The following is a 20,368-nucleotide window of genomic DNA, read 5'->3' as shown; positions in this document are numbered from 1 at the left end:
CGATGTGTAAAGCCGCCAACGTCGAGCTTATCGGCTATGAAAACGTCGGCTCCGGCCTCGTCACCGCGATGGTGAAAGGCGACGTCGGCGCGGTAAAAGCGGCAGTCGATTCCGGCGTGGAATCCGCACAACGCATCGGCGAAGTGGTGACCTCGCTGGTTATCGCCCGTCCGCATAACGACATCAACAAAATCGTCTCGCATTACAAAATTGCGGACTAACGGAGAAACCTGATGAAAGAAGCGCTTGGTCTTATCGAAACCAAAGGTCTGGTGGCCTGCATTGAAGCCGCGGACGCGATGTGTAAAGCCGCCAACGTCGAGCTTATCGGTTATGAAAACGTCGGTTCCGGCCTCGTCACCGCAATGGTGAAAGGCGACGTCGGCGCGGTCAACGCGGCGGTCGACTCCGGCGTGGAAGCGGCGAAACGCATCGGCGAAGTCGTCAGCTCTCGCGTCATTGCGCGTCCACATAACGACATCGAAAAAATCGCGGCGCAGCACAAAGCATGACCTGACAGGGCGCGCCCCGTCTCCACTCTTTTCGTCTGATGAAGGATAGACTCATGATTGAACTGGATAACGATTTGCAATCCCGGCAGAACGCGCGGGAACTGGTGCGCAACGCCAAAAAGGCGCAGGCGATGCTGGCCACCTTTTCGCAACAGCAAATCGACGCCATCGTGAAAAACGTGGCCCAGGAAGCAGCGCACCACGCCGAAGCGCTGGCGAAAATGGCCGCGGAAGAGACCGGTTTTGGCAACTGGCAGGACAAAGTGCTGAAAAACCGCTTCGCCTCGCTGCGCGTCTACGACGCCATCAAAGATATGAAGACCGTTGGCATCATTCATGACGACCCGGTAAAAAAAGTGATGGACGTGGGCGTGCCGCTGGGCGTCATTTGCGCGCTGGTCCCCTCAACGAACCCAACCTCCACGGTTATCTACAAAGCGCTGATCGCCCTCAAGGCCGGCAACGCCATTATCTTCTCCCCGCATCCGGGCGCGCGTCAGTGCAGCTGGAAGGCGATTGAAATCGTCAAACGCGCGGCGGAAGCGGCCGGTGCGCCGGAGGGCTGCGTCGACGGCATCACCCAGCTGACGCTCGAAGCCACCTCTGAGCTGATGCACAGCAAAGACGTGTCGCTGATCCTCGCCACCGGCGGCGAAGGCATGGTGCGTGCGGCCTATGCGTCCGGCACCCCAACCATCAGCGGCGGCCCGGGCAACGGCCCGGCGTTTATCGAACGCAGCGCCGATATCCACCACGCGGTGAAAGATATCATCACCAGCAAAACCTTCGATAATGGGGTGATCTGCGCCTCCGAGCAGTCGATCATCGTCGAAGGCTGCATTTACGACGAGGTTCACCGCGAGCTGGAAGCGCAGGGTGCCTACTTTATGAATGAAGATGAAGCGGCGAAAATGGCGGCGCTGCTGCTGCGCCCGAACGGCACCATCAACCCGAAAGTGGTCGGCAAAACCGCGCTGTACCTCAGCCAGATGGCGGGCTTCTGTGTCCCGGCCAGCACTAAAGTACTGATCGCCGAACAGACCACCGTATCGCCGAAAAACCCCTACTCGCGCGAAAAACTGTGCCCGGTGCTCGGCCTGTACGTGGCAGAGGACTGGAAAGCCGCCTGCCACCGCGTGGTGGAGCTGCTGACCAACGAAGGACTCGGCCATACGCTGGTGATCCACACCCGTAATCAGGACGTCATCCGCCAGTTCAGCCTCGAAAAACCGGTCAATCGCATTCTGATTAATACTCCGGCGGCGCTCGGCGGTATCGGCGCGACTACCAACATCTCCCCGGCGCTGACCCTCGGCTGCGGCGCGGTCGGCGGCGGTTCCAGCTCCGACAACGTCGGCCCGATGAACCTGCTCAATATCCGCAAAGTCGGCTACGGCGTGCGGTCGATCGACGAGCTTCGCGCCCCGGGCAGCCGCCCTGAACCACAGCCGACCATCGTCTCTCCGGCGAGCGATCCGCAGCGCAGCATTCTTGATGACCTGCGTTTCAACGCCCCGGCTAACGCCGCGCCAGCGCGATCCGCAGGCAGCGATGACCGTTTCGCCAGCGCAGGCGCCGCCAGCATGGAAGGCGAAATCAACGAGCAAAACGTGGAACGCGTTATCCGCCAGGTGCTGGAGCGCCTTGCTAAGTAACGCACTGATATAAGGCGATAAACGATGATTCTCGCAAAGGTAACCGGCCATGTCGTCGCCACGCAGAAATGCGATGAGCTACGCGGCAGCAACCTGCTGTTGGTCACCCGACTGGATGACAATCAGCAGCCGATGAAGGACCAGACCTGGGTCGCCGTCGATAACGTCGGCGCCGGCATGCACGACATCGTGCTGGCGGAAGAGTACTTCGCGCTCAATAAAGAGCGCTACAAAGCGATGTCGGTGGTCGCCATTGTCGAGAACGTGTTTCGGGACGCCTAACAGGAGTGAATAGCCCAATGAGTGAATTTTTACTGAAACCGCGGATTTGCTTCGGTCAGGACGCCCTCTCGGTGCTGAACGAACTCTCCGCCCGCAGCGTGCTGCTGGTAACCGATCAAGCGATGGTGAAGTTTGGCCTCGCCGAGCGCGTCACCGCCCTGCTGCGCCAGCGCGGGATCGCCTGGCAGGTGTGGGACGACGTGGTGGCCGATCCGGATATCGCCACCGTGGTGCGCGGCATGAAGCTGATGGATAACCACTATCCGGATCTGGTTATCGCGCTCGGCGGCGGTTCGGTAATCGATGCCGCCAAAGCGGTTATTTTCTCCCTGGCGCAAACCCGTCCGCAGGCTAACCGGCCGCGTCCATGCTTTGTCGCCATCCCCACCACCAGCGGCACTGGTTCGGAAGTCACCGCCTTTTCGGTGGTGAAAGCCAACGCGGAGAAGCTGGTGTTGGTGGATGCGTCGCTGCTGCCGGATATCGCCATTCTTGACCCGGCGCTGGTGGCTTCGGTACCGCCGGCAATTACCGCCGACACCGGCATGGACGTGCTGTGTCACGCCCTTGAGGCCTACGTCTCCCGCGCCGCCAGCGACTTTTCCGACGCGCTGGCGGAGAAAGTGGTGCAGCAGGTATTTCGCTATCTGCCGACCTGCTGGCGCAGCGGCGACAACCTGCTGGCGCGCGAAAAGATGCACAACGCCTCCTGCATGGCGGGCATGGCCTTCACCAACGCGTCGCTGGGGATAACCCACAGCCTGGCACACGCCCTCGGCGGCGTCTTCCGCGTGCCCCATGGCCGCGCCAACGCCCTGCTGATGGCGCACGTCGTCGCCTGGAACGCCGATGTCGACGGCCAGTGCGACACCCTCGCGGCGCATAAATATGCCCGTCTGGCGCATCTGCTGGATCTACCTGCCGCCTCGCCACGCCAGGGCGTCGCCAGCCTGCTGGTCGCCATTCAGGCTTTAAAAGAAGAGATGAACATGCCCTCCGGCATTAGCGACACCGGCATTGACGCTCCTGAATTCGACCGCCGTTTGCCGGAGATGGTCGGCCAGGCGCTGCGCGACAGCTGTACCCCGACCAACCCACGCGCGCCAGACGCTAACGCGTTAACCGAACTTTATCGCCAGGCGTGGCATGGACAACAGACATCGCCCGGCGGCGCTCCGCTTGCGCGGGCCTACGGGTAACAGATAACCGGGTGATCGCTGGGTTATTTGCAGGCCGGGTAAGGCGTCAGCCGCCACCCGGCAGAAACGGACACTGTATCCACAACCGGGTTGTCATCAGCCGCGGAAAAAGAACATCTGGAGAATACTTCATGGCACACTACAACTTAACGCCGCGCGTCAAAGTGCTGGCAGACCGTTTACTCGCCCAGAAAAGCACGCTGTGCACCGAACATGCCACCACGCTGAACGCTCTTGATGGCGACATCGCGGGCGTTCCCGCCGCCGTTAAACCGGCGCGCCGCTTCTATGAACTGATGCGCCAGCTGCCGCTGACCATCAGCGCCGACGAGCTGATCGTCGGTAACCAGACCCGTAAACCGCACGGGGCGATTTTCCATGATGAAAGCGCCGCGCATCGCCCATCCGCGTTCCAGTTCCTCAACCTCAACAGCGATCTGGATTCACCGGACTACAAACTGGTGGTCGAAAAAGGCGTGCTGGCGATTAAACACCAGTTAGAAGAGAAAACTCGCGCCCTCGGTAGCGCCGTTAGCCGCAGCGGTATGGATGAAGTCAATGGCTGCCGCGCCGCCATCTACGCCTGCGACGCCCTGCTGGCGCTGGCGCAAAATCTGGCCAACAGCGCCGAACAGCTGGCGGCCGCGGAAACCAATGCTTATCGCAAAGCCGAGCTGCTCGACAGCGCGGCCATTCTGCACCACGTTCCGGCCCATCCGGCGCGTAATTTCAAAGAAGCCTGCCAGGCATTCTATCTGTTCCAGCTGGCGCTACAGCTGGACAACGGCAGCTATGCGGTTAACCCGCAAGGGGCGGATATCGCGCTACTGCCTTACTTCCAACGCGATATCAACAGCGGCGCGCTGAATACCCAGCAGGCCTATGAGATCGTGGAGTGCCTGTGGTTCAAGCTGGCGGAACTAAGCGAAGTCCGCGCCGCCTGCGCCATTGACGGCTATCCGATGCTCGACGCCATGCTGCGCGGCGCCGCTTTTGACCATGCTGAAGTGAACGAACTCTCCGCCATGTTTATCAGCGCCCAGCGCAACCTCAGCGCGCTGAATCTGCCGGTGCGCCTGTTTAGCGGCGTACAGCCGGTCAGCCACGCGCCGTTCGCCGCCTGCGCCGACATGCCGGTGATGGAAGGCTTAACCCCGCGCATGCAGCGCCTGCGTAACCACTACCTGACGGTACGCCCGAGCGTCTCTATCTATCGCGCGCTGGCCTTTACCGAAGTGGTCAAAGCCAACCCGGGCATGCCGACCATTCTGCTGCGGGCGAAAGCTTTCCGCCACGCCTGCGAAACCGCGCCGATTCTGATTCAGGACGATGAGCTGATCGTCGGGCATCCGTGTGGCAAGCCGCGCGCGGGTGCCTTCTCGCCGGATATCGCCTGGCGCTGGGTGCGCGACGAGCTCGACACCATGAGCACCCGCCCGCAGGATCCGTTTGAGATCAGCGAAGCGGATAAAAAAACCATTCGCGAAGAGATCGTCCCGTTCTGGGAAGGCCGTTCGCTGGACGAGATTTGCGAAGCGCAATACCGTGAAGCCGGCGTCTGGGCCTTCAGCGGCGAGACCTTCGTCAGCGACCTCTCCTATCACCAGATTAACGGCGGCGGCGATACCTGTCCGGGCTACGACGTGCTGCTGTTCACCAAAGGGATGAACGGCATTAAAGCCGATGCCGAAGCGCATCTGGCCAGCCTGAGCATGGAAAACCCGGAAGATATCGACCGTATCTACTACTACAAAGCGGCGATTGAAACCTGTGAAGGGGTGGTCAACTACGCCCGCCGCATCGCCGCCCACGCCCGCGAACTGGCGGCTAAAGAGCAAAACGCCCAGCGCCGCGCCGAGTTGCTGACCATCGCCGACGTCAACGAAAACGTGCCGGCCAATCCGCCGAAGACCCTGCAGGAAGCGCTGCAGAGTATCTGGACCGTCGAATCACTGTTTGAAATCGAAGAGAACCAGACCGGGCTGTCGCTGGGGCGCGTCGACCAGTACTGCTACCCTATGTTCGAAGCCGATATCCGCGAAGGCCGCCTGACCCACGACAGCGCGCTGGAACTGCTGCAAGCGTTCATCATCAAATGTGCCGAACTGATGTGGATGTCGAGCGAGCTGGGCGCGAAATATTTCGCGGGTTATCAGCCGTTTATCAACCTCACCGTTGGCGGCCAGAAACGTAGCGGGGGCGATGCCTGTAACGATCTGACCTATCTGATTATGGACGCCGTGCGCTTTGTGAAGGTTTACCAGCCGTCGCTGGCCTGCCGTATTCACAACCAGTCGCCGCAGAAATACATGGAAAAAATCGTCGACGTGGTGAAAGCGGGAATGGGCTTCCCGGCCTGCCACTTCGATGACTCCCACATCAAGATGATGCTGCGCAAAGGCTTCGATTTTGAAGACGCCCGCGATTACTGCCTGATGGGCTGCGTTGAGCCGCAGAAATCCGGGCGCATCTACCAGTGGACCTCCACCGGCTACACCCAGTGGCCTATCGCTATCGAATTCGTGCTCAACCGCGGGCGGATGGTGCTGTTCGATAGCTATCAGGGGCTGGATACCGGCGACCTGCGCGACCTGCGCACCTTGGACGAATTCGATGCGGCGGTGAAACAGCAGATCGCCCATATCGTGCGCCTGTCGGCCATCGGCACCGTCATCAGCCAGCGCGTCCACCGCGATGTGGCGCCGAAGCCGCTGATGTCGTTGCTGGTTGAAGGCTGTATGGAGAGCGGCAAAGATGTCGCCGCCGGCGGCGCGATGGTCAACCACGGTCCGGGGCTGATTTTCTCCGGTCTGGCGACCTACGTCGACTCGATGGCGGCGATCCGCAAGCTGGTGTTCGAAGAGAAGAAATACACCCTTGAGCAGATCCGCGATGCGCTGCTGGCCAACTTTGAAGGTTACGAAGCGCTGCGCCGCGACTGCCTGAACGCGCCGAAATACGGTAACGACGATAACTACGTCGACCAGTACGCGCTGGATATTACCGAATGGACCGAGAAAGAGTGCCGTAAGTACAAAATGCTCTACTCGACCCTCAGCCACGGCACCCTGTCTATCTCCAACAACACGCCAATCGGCGAGCTGACCAACGCCACGCCGAACGGCCGCCTGGCGTGGATGCCGCTCTCCGACGGCATCAGCCCAACCCAGGGCGCGGATAAACAAGGCCCGACGGCGATTATCAAGTCGGTCAGCAAGATGAATGTGGAAACCATGAACATCGGCATGGTGCACAACTTCAAGTTCCTCAAAGGACTGCTGGATACCCCGGAAGGTCGCCACGGCTTGATTACCCTGCTGCGTACCGCCTCGATTCTCGGCAACGGCCAGATGCAGTTCAGCTATGTCGATAACGAAGTGCTGAAGAAGGCGCAGCAGGAGCCGGAGAAATACCGCGACCTGATCGTCCGCGTCGCCGGCTACAGCGCTTACTTCGTCGAGCTGTGCAAAGAGGTCCAGGACGAGATCATCAGCCGTACGGTGATTGAGAAGTTCTAGTTCTCTTAAAGAGAATTAAATGAGCTGTATTTGAGAAATAACCGGAAGTTCTCCGTCCCGTAACGGGACGGAGCGGGAGGCAAGCGTGATCGCAAAACAAGAATTAACGGGCCGAATTTTCAATATCCAGAAATATTCGATCTATGACGGCGATGGCATTCGCACGCTGGTGTTTTTTAAGGGCTGCAACATTCGCTGCCCGTGGTGCGCCAACCCGGAAGGGCTGAACAGCCAGTTCCAGGTGATGTTCTCGCACGACAAATGCATTAACTGCGGCGACTGCGTCAGCGTCTGTCCGGCGGGTATTCATTATCGGGCGGAAGAAAACGGCGAAATGAAGCACTTCGTCGACCGCAATAAAGACTGTATCGGCTGCCGCAAATGCGAAGAGATTTGCACCCAGAACGCGCTGGACATTATGGGCAAGGACGTCACCGTCAGCGAGCTGATGGAGATCATCATGCAGGACTACGACTTCTACATCTCCTCCGGCGGTGGCGTCACCATCGGCGGCGGCGAGATGAGCCTGCAGACCGATTTTGCCGTCGCCTTATTCAGCGAATGCAAAAAGATGATGATTAACACCGCCGTCGAAACCCAGGGCACCACCCCGCTTGCCAACTACCAGAAGCTGGCGCCGGTCACCGACACCTTCTTATTCGACATAAAGCAGATTAACAGCGATCACCACAGGGCGATGCTCGGCATCGGCAACGAAGGGATCCGCCGCAATCTCGAATGGCTGGTGGATTCCGGCGCCAACGTCATTGTGCGTATGCCGCTCATACGCGGCTACAACGACTCATTCGACGCCATTACCGGCGCCATTGATTACGTACAGAAGCTGGCGAAGCGCGGGAATATCCGCCGCATCGACATGCTGCCGTACCACCAGTTGGGACGCAAAAAGTACGAACGCCTGGATATGCCCTACCCGATTACCCAGGACCCGTCTTATTCACCGGACGAACTGGACCGGCTGGAAACCTTCTTCCGGCAATTTGATTTTGATATTCGCTTAGTCCGCCATTAACAGGAGCCGACCATGAAAAGTTTAGGCGTAATTGAAACGCGAGGATGGGTCGCCGCCATTCAGGCCGTCGACGCCGCCTGTAAAGCTGCGGGAGTGACCTGCATTGGCTATCGCAAACCAGGCTCCGGGCTGGTGAGCGTCTGCTTTGAAGGGGAGATCAGCGCCATCCACACCGCCATTGAACGCGGCGTGGCGGTGGCCGGCGCCGAGCACACCGTGAAGTCGCTGGTGATTGCCCGCCCGGAGCGCTGTGTGGTTGAAGCGTTAAGCAACCTCAAAGGCAACCCGCCGCCTGCGAAAAAAGCGGCCGAACCGGTGGTTATCGCCGCCCCGGAACCCATCGTCCCCCCTGCCGCCCCGAACGAAACGGAAGATAAACATCCGGCGCTGAAGAAAGGGAAGAAGTCATGATCGACACCCTGGTTCGCGAAAAAATCGCCGCCCGCCTGAGCGCAACGGCGCCGGCGATCCCGGTGGGGATCTCCAACCGCCACGTCCATCTCGCGCAACAGGACGTCGAGGCGCTATTCGGCAAAGGCTACAGCCTGACGCCGTTCAAACCGCTGCGCCAGCCGGGGCAGTTCGCCGCCCAGGAGTGCGTGACCGTTGTCGGGCCGAAAGGCTCGCTGACCAACGTCCGCGTCCTCGGGCCGACCCGCCCGGTATCGCAGCTGGAAGTATCGCGCGCCGACTGTTTCACGCTCGGGATTAAGGCGCCGGTTCGTGAGTCCGGCCAGCTGGATAATGCCGGTAGCGCGCTGCTGATTGGGCCCGCAGGCCACGTTGAACTCCATTCGCAGGTGATCTGCGCCTGGCGGCATATTCATATGTCGCCGCAGGACGCGCGCCAGCTCAACGTTAGCAATGGCCAGAAGGTCAGCGTGCGCAGCAACGGCAAGCGTCAGCTGACTTTCGATGAAGTGGTGGTGCGGGTGCGCGATGACTTCGCGCTGGAGTTTCACATCGATACCGAAGAAGCCAATGCCGCCGGGTTGAAAAACGGCGCGCAGGTGACGCTCATCGGCTAACGGAGGCTCGCCATGACCGACGAACAGATTGAAGGTTTAGTCGCGCGAATTTTACAGCGCCTGCGCCCGCCGGTACTGGTGATGGTGACCGCCGCTGACGGCTACCGCACGGCAATCCGCCAGCGCCTGGCAAGCTGCGGCTACCCGCTGCGCCTCGCGCTGGAGGAGGGCCTCGCCGACGCCGCCGCGTGGCGGGAGGTGGGCGAGATTATCCCGTCATCGGCCTGGCAGGATGCCCTGCCGTCAGCGCCGTGGCGGGCGGTACTGCTACCGTTTCTCGATTACCCGCTGGCTTCAGACCTGCTGAACGGCACGCTGCGCAGCCCGCTCGCCCGCTGCGCGCACGAGGCGCTGCTGGCGGGTATTCCCGTGCTGGCGCTGCGCTACCACTGCGATCCGCTCAGCGAACTCAACCAGTTGCGCGGGGCGCAGGCCGACAGCGCCTATACCGGGCATCTGCAGGCCACGCTGACTCGCCTGGAAGCCTGCGGCGTCTTCCTCGGCACCATGAATGAGCTGCTGGCGACGCTGGACGCGCCCACCGCGCCTGCCGCCAGCAGCGAACCGCGCCGTTATCTCACCGTCACAGACATAGTGAATAATCCGGCGCTGGCGGCGGCCCCGCACGCGCAACTGACCGATGCAGCCATTGATTATTTAAAAAACAGAAAGATATGACCTTACCCAACTATGAACCTGGAGCTTAACGATGTCTTCGAAAACAAAATGCTGGTTATGGATGCTGCTGGTTATCCTCTCCGAAACCTCGGCAACCTCGACGTTAAAAATGTTCGGTAACAGCGAAGGCAGCACAAAAATGCTGCTGCTCGTATTGCTGATTGCGCTCTATTGCACCTGCTATTACTCGCTCTCAAGGGCGGTGAAAGATATCCCGGTCGGCCTGGCATACGCCACCTGGTCCGGAACCGGTATCCTGGTGGTCTCGACGCTGGGAATGGCATTCTACGGCCAGCATCCGGATACCGCCGCCATCATCGGCATGGCGGTGATCGCCAGCGGCATCGTTATCATGAACCTGTTCTCGAAGATGGGTTCCGAAGCGAGCGAAGAGCCCGCGCCCGCCGCGCCAGTCGCCTCCATGGATAAGAACATCGCTAACTAACAGGAAAGGAATACCCTATGTTTAATCTCGGATTTTTATGGCTGGCGCTGTCTATCGGCTCCGAAATCACCGGCACCTCGATGATCAAAAAAACCAACGGCTTCAGCAAACTGGCGCCTTCGGCGCTGGTGGTCTGCGCCTACGGCCTGTGTTACTTCGCCCTCACCCGCGCGATGAGCACCATTCCGGTGGGCGTAGCCTACTCGCTGTGGTGCGGCTTCGGTATCGTCGGCGTGACGATTTGCTCCATGATCCTCTATAAGCAGAAACCGGACCTGGCGGCCATTATCGCCATGGCGCTGATTATCTCCGGCGGCGTGATCATGAACGTCTTCTCGACCATGTAATACGAGGCGGGTTTACCCCGCCGTGATTTCGTGGCAGGATAAAAAGATGAACAGAAACGTTATCGTTACCTATCCCCGTCGTTGGTGGCTGCCTGCATAACAGGCGGCACGATACACGTTTCCATTTTCAAAGCCGCCGGAAGGCGGCTTTGGTGTTTTCAGGACGTCTTTCGGCTGAACAGTCTGATAAGGAGTCCCTGATGAACCATTCGCAAACCATCCTCACTGGCGACCGGCCGACCGGCCAGCTGCACCTTGGCCACTACGTCGGCTCGCTACGCCAGCGCGTCGCGCTGCAGCACGACCACCAGCAGTTTATCCTGATCGCCGACCTGCAAGGGCTCACCGATAACGGCAGCAACCCACAAAAAATCAGCCACCATATCCTCGAAGTCATGGCCGATTATCTGGCCGTCGGCATCGACCCCAGGCTCACCACTATTTGCCTGCAGTCCGCTCTGCCCGCGCTGGCGGAGCTCAGCGCGCTGTATATGAATATCGTCACCGTCGCCCGCGTGGAACGTAATCCGACGGTCAAAAATGAGATTGCCCAAAAGGGATTCGCCCGTTCGCTGCCGGTGGGCTTTCTTGCCTATCCGATTAGCCAGGCGGCCGATATCACCGCCTTCAAGGCCGAGCTGGTGCCGGTGGGTGACGATCAGCTACCGATGATTGAGCAGACCAACGAGATCGTCCACAAGATGAATAGCCTCACCGGCGAGCCGGTGCTGCGCCACTGCAAGGCGCTACTCAGCGAAGTGAGCCGCCTGCCGGGCGTCGACGGTAATGCCAAAATGTCGAAATCGCTGGGCAATACGCTGACGTTATCGGCCAGTGAAGAGGAGATCCACCGCGCGGTCAGCGCGATGTATACCGACCCGACGCACCTGAGAGTCAGCGATCCGGGACATGTCGACGGCAACGTGGTGTTCACCTATCTCGACGCTTTCCATAGCGATAAGGCGCTGGTGGCAGAGATGAAAGCCCACTATCAGCGCGGCGGGCTGGGCGATCGCCAGTGTAAGAATGAACTGGAAACCTGCCTGCAGGCGCTACTGGCGCCGATCCGCGAACGCCGGGCTACCTATATTCAGGATAAAGGGATGCTGCTTGAGCTGCTGCGCCAGGGCAGCGAACGCGCCCACCAGCTCACGCAGCAGACGCTGCATGAAGTGAAGCGCGGGCTGGGGCTGCCGGTGCTGTTCTGAGTTTCAGAGCCCTTCCCCGGTCGCGCTACGCTTACCGGGGCTACGGTTTTATCCCCCGCCTTTGTGCATCTTCACGCAGTTGCGCCCCTCGCGCTTGGCGGCATACAGCGCGTTATCGGCGTCGCGCAGCAGCAGGTTGTAATCGGGGTGACCGGTGTGGGCGGCAAAGCCAATGCTGGCGGTGATGGGGATCTGCGTGTCGCCGCCAACGTTAAACGCCAGCTGGCCAATCTTTTTGCGCAGACGTTCAAGGAGAGGGAAAGCCTCTGCCGCGCGGGTCTCCACCAGCACCAGCAGAAACTCCTCGCCGCCGTAGCGGAAGAGATAGTCGCTGGAGCGAATATTATCGCTGAGCAGATCGGCTACGTGCTTAATGGCGCGGTCGCCGACCATATGGCCCCATTTGTCATTGATCTCTTTAAAGAAATCAATATCGATAATCGCTACCGTCAGCGGCAGGTCATACTCAATCGCCAGGGTGACTTCATGCTTGAGCACCACCGGCAGATAGCGACGGTTAAGCAGGCTGGTCAGTGCGTCTTTGCCATTTTGCATCTGCGACAGACTACTGAATAACACTCCCAGCTGGCTGCTGATGTGCTGGCAATGGATATGGATCTTTTGCAGCAGGCTCTGAGTATTTTTATAACCAGCATCCTGTTCCGCGGTACGCCATTCGGTAATCAACGCATCCACCTGACCGATCAACTCAGTAATCTCCCCCATCTGCGGATTGTGGTTAAAATAGCGAACGCATTTATGGCGAAACCACAAACCAAATTCGGATTCAGATAATAACGTTGCGTTAAGGTCCGTCCTGTTCTCGCTGACGATATTAAAAATCGCATTATTTTCCCAACCCGAAAGCGATGCCTGCTGCTTGCCATACTCCATCGGGACGTTATCCATCAGGCTGTACAGACGAAAAGCTTCTTCATTTTTGGTAGCCCGATAATGCGACAGCGTATAGGCGTGACACATCATCTCCACCGCCATATTCATCGCCATGATCGCGTAATGGATAGCCGCTATCCCGGTGTCCCGCGCGACCTGGCTGTCACGAATCTCCTCCACCAGCCCGGATTTTATCTGCCGCGCGCCGCGCAGCACCGCCTCTGCCGGGATGCCAATCCGCGAATGAATGCTGCCGATCTGATACTGGCGCTCCGCAAGAGCCTGAAGATCCTCTTTTTCACAGGTCAGGATCTGCTGTACCCATCCCGCCAGAGAGCGGCTCAGACGTTCCTCAACCAGCTCATAAGAGAGGTGCCTGGCGATATCCGGATCCTGAAAAATAAAATCGTAAAAGCGGGTCGCTAACATCGACGATCGCTCATCAGCCATTTTTTTAAGCAATGCACGGACGTCCGGCGTCAGGCTGTCATACAGCGGTAACCATTCCTTAAAAATCACGGCGATATATTTTTGGCTTTCTTCATTCATGAAATTAAAGCACTCGTCGGATGTTTCTCAATGCCAGGAGCGGAATCATATCGTAGTTACCGGGGGGCAACCAGATAACAAAACAGGCGCCCTGTTTTCGCGGTTTTATCCTGACGGTGGGTATTTCTGTTAACGCACCGACAAGACCATGTACTTCGTATGGACAACATCGCCACGAATGTTACTATCGCGATGACGGTAGCTCTCACTATGCGTGTTTCATTAAGGCCAGGATCGCTGATGATGACCACATAAGTAGCACAGCGATCGGCTGCGCATCGACGCGGCAGAGCGCGGCGTCAGCGGCCTTTATCCCCACCTTTTCGTCCCTCGCAAGGAGGACGCTCCGCTCGGCGGAGGAAACACGCGCACCACTCAGCAAAGGGAATCAAGCGAGTCGCGTATGGACAAAATAAAGAAACGTTGGGCAGGGTATCTTGTCGGCTTACTGGGGGTGCTCGCCGCCGCCGCATGGTGGCTGCTGCGCCCGCCAGGTCTCCCGGACGGTTTTGCCAGTAGCAACGGCCGAATCGAAGCCACCGAAGTCGATATTGCCAGTAAAATCGCCGGGCGTATCGACACGATTTTGGTCAAAGAGGGCCAGTTTGTGCGTCAGGGAGAAGTCCTCGCGAGGATGGATACCCGCGTACTGAACGAGCAGCGTCTTGAAGCCGCCGCACAAATCAAGGAGGCGGAAAGCGCGGTGCTCGCCGCCAGAGCCTTGCTCGATCAGCGGCAGAGTGAAATGCGCGCCAGCGAAGCAGTGGTGAAGCAGCGCCAGGCGGAGCTGGATTCCTCGGCGAAACGCCATGTCCGCTCGAATGCCCTGTCGCAGCGCGGCGCCGTCTCCGCCCAGCAGCTGGATGACGACCGAGCGGCAGCAGAGAGTGCCCGCGCGGCGCTGGAATCGGCAAAAGCCCAGGTCTCTGCCGCCCGCGCCGCCATCGAAGCTGCCCGCACCAGCATTATTCAGGCGCAAACCCGCGTCGAAGCCGCCCAGGCGACCGAACGGCGGATCCTTGCCGATATTGACGATAGCGAGCTGAAAGCACCCCGTGATGGTCGCATTCAGTATCGCGTCGCTGAGCCAGGCGAAGTCCTGGCCGCCGGTGGCCGGGTGCTGAATATGGTCGATCTCGCTGATGTCTATATGACCTTCTTTCTGCCAACCGAACAGGCAGGCCTGCTGGCGCTCGGCAGCGAAGCGCGCTTGATCCTTGATGCCGCGCCGGATCTGGTGATCCCGGCCAACATCAGCTTTGTCGCCAGCGTCGCCCAGTTCACGCCGAAAACGGTAGAAACCAGCGACGAGCGCCTTAAGCTGATGTTCCGCGTCAAAGCGCGCATCCCGCCGGAGCTGCTGGCGCAGCATCTGGAATATGTCAAAACCGGCCTGCCCGGCATGGCTTACGTGCGGGTGGATAAACAACAACCCTGGCCTGAGGCGCTAACGGTGAGGTTGCCGCAATGAAACTGACGCCGCAGGATACCTCGCCCCCCATCGCCCTGCTGGAAAACGTTGGCCAGCAGTATGGCGCCACCATCGCGCTGCGGGATATCAGCCTGGCGATCCCGGCACGGCGTATGGTTGGTCTGATTGGCCCGGACGGCGTCGGCAAATCGAGCCTGCTCTCGCTGATCGCCGGGGCGCGGGCCATTGAACAGGGTAACGTGATGGTGCTTGGCGGCGATATGCGTGATGTGCATCACCGCCGCGACGTGTGCCCGAAAATCGCGTGGATGCCACAGGGGCTGGGGAAAAACCTCTATCACACCCTCTCGGTGTATGAAAACGTCGACTTCTTCGCCCGCCTGTTCGGCCACGATAAAGCCGAGCGCGAACTGCGAATCAACGAGCTGCTGCAGAGCACCGGGCTGGCGCCGTTTCGCGATCGCCCCGCCGGTAAACTCTCCGGTGGGATGAAGCAAAAGCTCGGCCTGTGCTGCGCGCTGATCCACGACCCGCAGTTGCTGATCCTTGATGAACCGATCACCGGCGTCGACCCGCTTTCCCGGGCGCAGTTCTGGGAGCTTATCGACAGTATTCGCCAGCGCCAGCCGGAGATGAGCGTGCTGGTCGCTACCGCCTACATGGAAGAGGCCGAGCGCTTTGACTGGCTGGTGGCGATGAATGCCGGCGAGGTGCTGGCGACCGGCAGCGCCGCGGAGCTCAAAGCCCAGACCGGCAGCCAGACCCTGGAGCAGGCGTTTATCGCCCTGCTACCTGAAGCACAACGTCAAGCGCATAAGACGGTAGTTATCCCGCCGCGCGACAGCCGCGAGGAAGAGATCGCCATCGAAGCGCGCGGCCTGACCATGCGCTTCGGCAACTTTGTTGCCGTCGACCACGTTAACTTTCGCATCGCCCGCGGCGAAATCTTTGGCTTCCTTGGATCTAACGGCTGCGGCAAATCCACCACCATGAAGATGCTCACCGGCCTGCTGCCCGCCAGCGAAGGTGAAGCCTGGCTGTTCGGCCAGCCGGTCGACCCGAAGGATATCGCCACCCGCCAGCGGGTGGGCTATATGTCACAGGCCTTTTCGCTCTATAGCGAACTGAGCGTTCGGCAAAACCTCGAGCTGCACGCCCGCCTGTTTCATATCCCGGACGACGAAATAGCCCACCGGGTCGCTGAGATGAGCGAGCGCTTTATGCTGACCGAGGTTGAAGACGCGCTTCCCGCCGATCTGCCGCTGGGGATCCGTCAGCGCCTGTCGTTAGCGGTGGCGGTCATCCACCGCCCGGAGATGCTGATCCTCGATGAGCCGACCTCCGGCGTCGACCCGGTAGCGCGCGATATGTTCTGGCAGCTAATGGTTGACCTGGCGCGCCAGGATCGCGTTACTATATTTATCTCCACCCACTTTATGAATGAGGCGGAACGCTGCGATCGCATCTCCCTGATGCATGCTGGCAAGGTGCTGGCCAGCGATACGCCACAGGCGCTGGTCGAGCAGCGCGGAGCCGCCAGCCTCGAAGAGGCGTTTATCGCCTGGCTTAAAGAGGCCCAACCGTCCTCTCCAGTACCAGATGAACCCACGTCTGCTGTCGCATTGCATTCGGAACACGCGGCCCCACGGCAGGCCTTCAGTCTACGCCGCCTGTTTAGCTACAGCCGCCGCGAGGCGCTGGAGCTGCGCCGCGATCCGGTGCGATCGACGCTGGCGCTGCTGGGGACGGTGATCCTGATGTTTATCATGGGTTATGGGATCAGCATGGACGTTGAGGATCTGCGCTTTGCCGTCCTCGACCGCGATCAAACCCTCAGCAGCCAGGGCTGGTCGCAGAATATAGCCGGTTCACGCTACTTTATCGAGCAGGCGCCGCTGCACAGCTATGACGAACTGGACCGCCGGATGCGTGACGGCGAACTGGTGGTGGCAATAGAGATCCCGCCGAACTTTGGTCGCGATATCGCCCGCGGCACACCGGTGCAAATCGGCGTCTGGGTGGACGGCGCGATGCCCAACCGCGCGGAAACCGTGCGCGGCTACGTGCAGGCGATGCATCTCGCCTGGCTGCAGGAGATGGCCGCCCGGCAGAGCAGCCCACCGCGCGATACCTCGCTCATCTCCATCGAGACCCGCTATCGCTATAATCCGGACGTGAAGAGCCTGCCGGCCATCGTCCCGGCGGTGATCCCGCTGCTGCTGATGATGATCCCGGCGATGCTCAGCGCCCTGAGCGTAGTCCGTGAGAAAGAGCTCGGATCGATTATCAACTTGTACGTGACGCCAACCACCCGCAGCGAATTCCTGCTCGGCAAGCAGCTGCCTTACATCGTACTGGGGATGTTTAACTTCTTCCTGCTGTGCGCGCTGTCGGTCTTTGTCTTTGGCGTCGCGCATAAGGGCAGCTTCCTGACGCTGACCCTGGCGGCGCTGCTGTATGTCACCATCGCCACCGGTCTGGGGCTGCTGATCTCAACCTTTATGAAGAGCCAAATCGCCGCCATCTTCGGTACCGCGATCATTACGCTGATCCCGGCAACCCAGTTCTCCGGGATGATCGATCCGGTGGCGTCGCTGGAAGGGCCCGGGCGCTGGATCGGGCAAATTTATCCGACCAGCCACTTCCTGACTATCGCTCGCGGCACCTTCTCCAAAGCGCTGAATCTCAGCGATTTGTGGGGCTCGTTCATTCCGCTATTGATTGCGGTGCCGCTGGTGCTCGGGCTGAGCGTGCTGCTGCTGAAGAAACAGGAGGAATGATGCGCGGATTACGCAATATTTATAATCTTGGCGTCAAAGAGCTGCGCAGCCTGCTCGGCGATAAAGCCATGCTGGCGCTGATCGTGTTTGCTTTTACCGTGTCGGTGTACTCCTCGGCCACGGTGATGCCTGGTTCGCTGCACCTGGCGCCGATCGCGGTTGCTGATATGGATAAATCCCAGCTCTCTTCACGCATTATTAACGCTTTCTACCGTCCCTGGTTTCTCGAGCCGGAGCTGATCACCGCTGATGAGATGGACGCCGGGCTGGATGCCGGGCGCTACACTTTCGCCATCAACATCCCGCCTAACTTCCAGCGCGATGTGCTGGCCGGTCGGCAGCCGGAAATCCAGGTCAACGTTGACGCCACGCGAATGAGCCAGGCCTTTACCGGTAACGGCTATATCCAGAATATTATCAGTGGCGAAGTCAACAGCTTTGTCGCCCGCTATCGGGATAACAGCGTACTGCCGGTAGAGCTGGCGGTAAGGATGCGTTTTAACCCTAACCTTGAGCAGGAGCGCTTTGGCGCGGTGATGGCGATCATCAATAACATCACCATGCTGGCGATCGTCCTCACCGGTTCGGCGCTGATCCGCGAGCGGGAACATGGCACCATAGAGCACTTGTTGGTGATGCCAGTAACGCCGTTTGAAATCATGATGGCCAAGATCTGGTCGATGGGCCTGGTGGTGCTGGTGGTCTCCGGGTTGTCGCTGATACTGATGGTGCAGGGGATTTTGCAGGTGCCCATTGAAGGGTCGATTCCCCTGTTTATGCTGGGGGTGGCGCTCAGCCTGTTCGCCACGACCTCAATCGGCATTTTTATGGGCACCCTCGCCCGCTCGATGCCGCAGCTGGGGCTGCTGATGATTCTGGTGCTACTGCCGCTACAGATGCTTTCCGGCGGATCCACGCCGCGGGAAAGTATGCCGCAGCTGGTACAGGATATTATGTTGACCATGCCGACCACCCACTTCGTCAGTCTGGCGCAGGCGATACTGTACCGCGGCGCCAGCTTCGCCATCGTCTGGCCGCAGTTCTTAACCTTGCTGGCTATCGGCGGGGTATTCTTTACTATCGCGTTGCTGCGTTTTCGTAAGACTATTGGCGAGATGGCGTAAGGGCTTAAGAAGGGCCGTCGACTGACGGCGGCCCAGGGATTTATTTGTGGCGGTTCATAAAGCGACGTAAACCCCAGGTGAAGGCCATCGCCATACTAAACAGGATAAACAATAAGACAATCCAGCTGATGGAGATGCGCAGCAGCGTGCCGGGGGTCATAAACGGCTGCAGGTAGACGGTGAAGGACTGGGCGGGTGATTTCCCCAACAGCTCGTACACGTTATCGGTGAGCCACACCCCGACCCGGCAGAACAGCCAGATAATCGCTGGCCAGCAGAGCAGCACCAGAAAGGTAAAGCGCTCCTGAATGTAAGTGAAGAGCTGGCGCAGTGGCGACCAGTTAAGCAGGATTTTCATTTCTATTCTCATATTGCCAGCCGATAACCTGCATATGTCTCGCAAGGTATTTCGGGCAGCATCCATACAGGCAATCATCCCTCTTTGTATAACAAATTTTCCGCCATATAAACCAGATCAAGTTAACAAAGTGTTAATGATGTAGCTCATTAAGACAAAAACAGGGAAGAAGCATACTGTTTGGCACAATACATCCGGGAGCGAAGTATTCAGTCACGGAAATATTTTTTCTGAATCGTAAGTGCGTTATTTTGCGGGAGGAAGAGGCAGCGCCATTATTTTACCGAGGCACAATAAAATGGCGCTGAAATAGAGAGATAATATTAATCGTAACTACTAATAATTATTTTCCGACTTGCATCATCCGGTAAATTCACCGTCCGCGTGATCACGCCGCGAGCATTCGTCACGCTATTTTGCGAAGCAATAAGATAGGAATTCTTTCCGCAACGCTGCTGAGGTTGTTTATTGACGATATCGGTACTGCAGGTTTCTGAAACCACCCGCCCGGAGAGCGTTAATGTGGCGGTATCAGCAGCAAACAGAGGTAAGCTTAGTCCATAAGCGAAAGCCAGAATCCCAATTAGCGGTTTTTTCATTGACTTTATAACCAGTTAACAGGATGAGAAATAAGCGAGTTGCTTTCTATTTTTCTCCCTCGGGAGAGATGATGCGTTGATTCATCACGCAGGGAAGATAATCCATATTATTAGTAAGGACAATTGCAGGATAACCTATTAATGTGATAGGTATTACTGATGTTAACGAACCAGGCGGTCGGGCCGGATGTTTCCCCGGAGGCGGTGCTGCGCACCTTGTCCGGGCTACAGGTCGTGCAGGGCGGGTGCGAATCCGTAGCCCCGGTAAGCGCAGCGCCACCGGGGAGACATGCCGGCACGGTTGCCGGACCACTGAAACGCAAAAAGCCCATCCGTAAGGATGGGCTCTTCACTTGTTTGATGCCTGGGAATGATGGCGGGCGTCCTGCCCGCCACCCTCCGGGCCGTTGCTGCGCAACGTTCAAATCCGCTCCCGGCGGATTTGTCCTCCTCAGGAGAGCGCTCACCGACAGACAACAGACAAAACAAAAAGCTCAGTCTTTCGACTGAGCTTTCTGCTTTATTTGATGCCTGGCAGTTCCCTACTCTCACATGGGGAGACCCCACACTACCATCGGCGCTACGGCGTTTCACTTCTGAGTTCGGCATGGGGTCAGGTGGGACCACCGCGCTATCGCCGCCAGGCAAATTCTGTTTTATCAACACGTCTCACGGACGCATCGAGTAATCTGTATCAGAGCTGAAAATCTTCTCTCAAATCGCCAAA

General features: G+C 58.8%; 19 protein-coding genes and 1 rRNA gene. 16 read left to right on the top strand and 4 right to left on the bottom strand.

Annotated elements, in window-relative coordinates:
- The 13 genes from HMPREF3142_RS07820 to trpS all read left to right on the top strand — a co-directional run.
- A partial coding sequence (locus HMPREF3142_RS07820; RefSeq protein WP_077270036.1) for a BMC domain-containing protein occupies nt 1–221 on the top strand: 221 nt, incomplete at its 5' end.
- A 12-nt stretch (nt 222–233) separates the two neighbouring features.
- Nucleotides 234–512: a BMC domain-containing protein gene (locus HMPREF3142_RS07815; RefSeq protein WP_004146125.1), complete on the top strand. Its 279-nt coding sequence runs from the start codon at nt 234–236 to the stop codon at nt 510–512.
- A 53-nt stretch (nt 513–565) separates the two neighbouring features.
- Nucleotides 566–2,167: an acetaldehyde dehydrogenase (acetylating) gene (locus tag HMPREF3142_RS07810; protein ID WP_023297000.1), complete on the top strand. Its 1,602-nt coding sequence runs from the start codon at nt 566–568 to the stop codon at nt 2,165–2,167.
- 24 nt (nt 2,168–2,191) lie between these two features.
- Nucleotides 2,192–2,449 (top strand): EutN/CcmL family microcompartment protein, encoded by a 258-nt coding sequence (locus HMPREF3142_RS07805; protein WP_004146127.1) that lies wholly within the window; start codon nt 2,192–2,194, stop codon nt 2,447–2,449.
- Nucleotides 2,450–2,466: 17 nt separating this feature from the next.
- Nucleotides 2,467–3,648, top strand: a complete 1,182-nt coding sequence (locus HMPREF3142_RS07800; protein WP_012969031.1) for a 1-propanol dehydrogenase PduQ — start codon at nt 2,467–2,469, stop codon at nt 3,646–3,648.
- A 131-nt stretch (nt 3,649–3,779) separates the two neighbouring features.
- Nucleotides 3,780–7,166: a choline trimethylamine-lyase gene (cutC, locus tag HMPREF3142_RS07795; RefSeq protein WP_070611955.1), complete on the top strand. Its 3,387-nt coding sequence runs from the start codon at nt 3,780–3,782 to the stop codon at nt 7,164–7,166.
- 85 nt (nt 7,167–7,251) lie between these two features.
- The gene (gene cutD / locus HMPREF3142_RS07790) at nt 7,252–8,199 is read left to right on the top strand and encodes a choline TMA-lyase-activating enzyme (protein ID WP_022065980.1); all 948 of its coding nucleotides are present in this window, start codon (nt 7,252–7,254) and stop codon (nt 8,197–8,199) included.
- Nucleotides 8,200–8,211: 12 nt separating this feature from the next.
- A complete protein-coding gene (locus HMPREF3142_RS07785; protein WP_012542988.1) occupies nt 8,212–8,610 on the top strand; it encodes a BMC domain-containing protein in 399 nt (132 codons plus the stop codon).
- Nucleotides 8,607–9,227, top strand: coding sequence for a phosphate propanoyltransferase (locus HMPREF3142_RS07780; RefSeq protein WP_023296997.1), 621 nt, complete (start codon nt 8,607–8,609; stop codon nt 9,225–9,227). Before HMPREF3142_RS07785 ends, HMPREF3142_RS07780 begins: the two co-directional genes overlap by 4 nt.
- A 12-nt stretch (nt 9,228–9,239) precedes the next feature.
- Nucleotides 9,240–9,905, top strand: coding sequence for a hypothetical protein (locus tag HMPREF3142_RS07775; protein ID WP_032731572.1), 666 nt, complete (start codon nt 9,240–9,242; stop codon nt 9,903–9,905).
- Nucleotides 9,906–9,936: 31 nt separating this feature from the next.
- Nucleotides 9,937–10,350 (top strand): DMT family transporter, encoded by a 414-nt coding sequence (locus HMPREF3142_RS07770; protein WP_023296995.1) that lies wholly within the window; start codon nt 9,937–9,939, stop codon nt 10,348–10,350.
- Between the two features lie 17 nt (nt 10,351–10,367).
- Nucleotides 10,368–10,697, top strand: coding sequence for a DMT family transporter (locus HMPREF3142_RS07765; protein ID WP_004182795.1), 330 nt, complete (start codon nt 10,368–10,370; stop codon nt 10,695–10,697).
- Nucleotides 10,698–10,897: 200 nt separating this feature from the next.
- The gene (gene trpS / locus HMPREF3142_RS07760; RefSeq protein WP_012542992.1) at nt 10,898–11,905 is read left to right on the top strand and encodes a tryptophan--tRNA ligase; all 1,008 of its coding nucleotides are present in this window, start codon (nt 10,898–10,900) and stop codon (nt 11,903–11,905) included.
- Nucleotides 11,906–11,953: 48 nt separating this feature from the next.
- Here trpS and HMPREF3142_RS07755 read toward each other — a convergent pair whose 3' ends face one another.
- Nucleotides 11,954–13,348: a diguanylate cyclase gene (locus tag HMPREF3142_RS07755; protein ID WP_070611953.1), complete on the bottom strand. Its 1,395-nt coding sequence runs from the start codon at nt 13,346–13,348 to the stop codon at nt 11,954–11,956.
- Nucleotides 13,349–13,751: 403 nt separating this feature from the next.
- Here HMPREF3142_RS07755 and HMPREF3142_RS07750 point away from each other — a divergent pair, with 403 nt between their 5' ends.
- Genes HMPREF3142_RS07750 through HMPREF3142_RS07740 form a run of 3 tightly spaced genes read left to right on the top strand, consistent with a single transcriptional unit; the run spans nt 13,752 to nt 18,684 of the window.
- Complete coding sequence (locus HMPREF3142_RS07750; protein ID WP_070611951.1) at nt 13,752–14,819, top strand: HlyD family secretion protein; 1,068 nt, start codon at nt 13,752–13,754, stop codon at nt 14,817–14,819.
- Nucleotides 14,816–17,560: a ribosome-associated ATPase/putative transporter RbbA gene (rbbA, locus tag HMPREF3142_RS07745; RefSeq protein ID WP_070611949.1), complete on the top strand. Its 2,745-nt coding sequence runs from the start codon at nt 14,816–14,818 to the stop codon at nt 17,558–17,560. The genes HMPREF3142_RS07750 and rbbA overlap by 4 nt, the downstream gene beginning before the upstream one ends.
- Nucleotides 17,560–18,684, top strand: coding sequence for an ABC transporter permease (locus HMPREF3142_RS07740; protein ID WP_012542996.1), 1,125 nt, complete (start codon nt 17,560–17,562; stop codon nt 18,682–18,684). Before rbbA ends, HMPREF3142_RS07740 begins: the two co-directional genes overlap by 1 nt.
- Before the next feature lie 40 nt (nt 18,685–18,724).
- On the opposite strand, the gene HMPREF3142_RS07735 is transcribed toward HMPREF3142_RS07740, so the two are convergent.
- The 3 genes from HMPREF3142_RS07735 to rrf all read right to left on the bottom strand — a co-directional run bounded on the left by HMPREF3142_RS07735 (nt 18,725) and on the right by rrf (nt 20,286).
- Nucleotides 18,725–19,042: a hypothetical protein gene (locus HMPREF3142_RS07735; protein ID WP_012542997.1), complete on the bottom strand. Its 318-nt coding sequence runs from the start codon at nt 19,040–19,042 to the stop codon at nt 18,725–18,727.
- 323 nt (nt 19,043–19,365) lie between these two features.
- Complete coding sequence (locus tag HMPREF3142_RS27575) at nt 19,366–19,641, bottom strand: DUF2574 family protein (protein WP_077270035.1); 276 nt, start codon at nt 19,639–19,641, stop codon at nt 19,366–19,368.
- Between the two features lie 529 nt (nt 19,642–20,170).
- Nucleotides 20,171–20,286, bottom strand: a 5S ribosomal RNA gene (gene rrf, locus HMPREF3142_RS07725).
- Nucleotides 20,287–20,368: the final 82 nt, after the last annotated feature.

Origin of the sequence: Klebsiella sp. HMSC16C06, assembly GCF_001808325.1 — a bacterium.
Taxonomy (GTDB): Bacteria; Pseudomonadota; Gammaproteobacteria; order Enterobacterales; family Enterobacteriaceae; genus Klebsiella; species Klebsiella variicola.
This window is presented reverse-complemented; position numbering and strand designations above follow the sequence as displayed.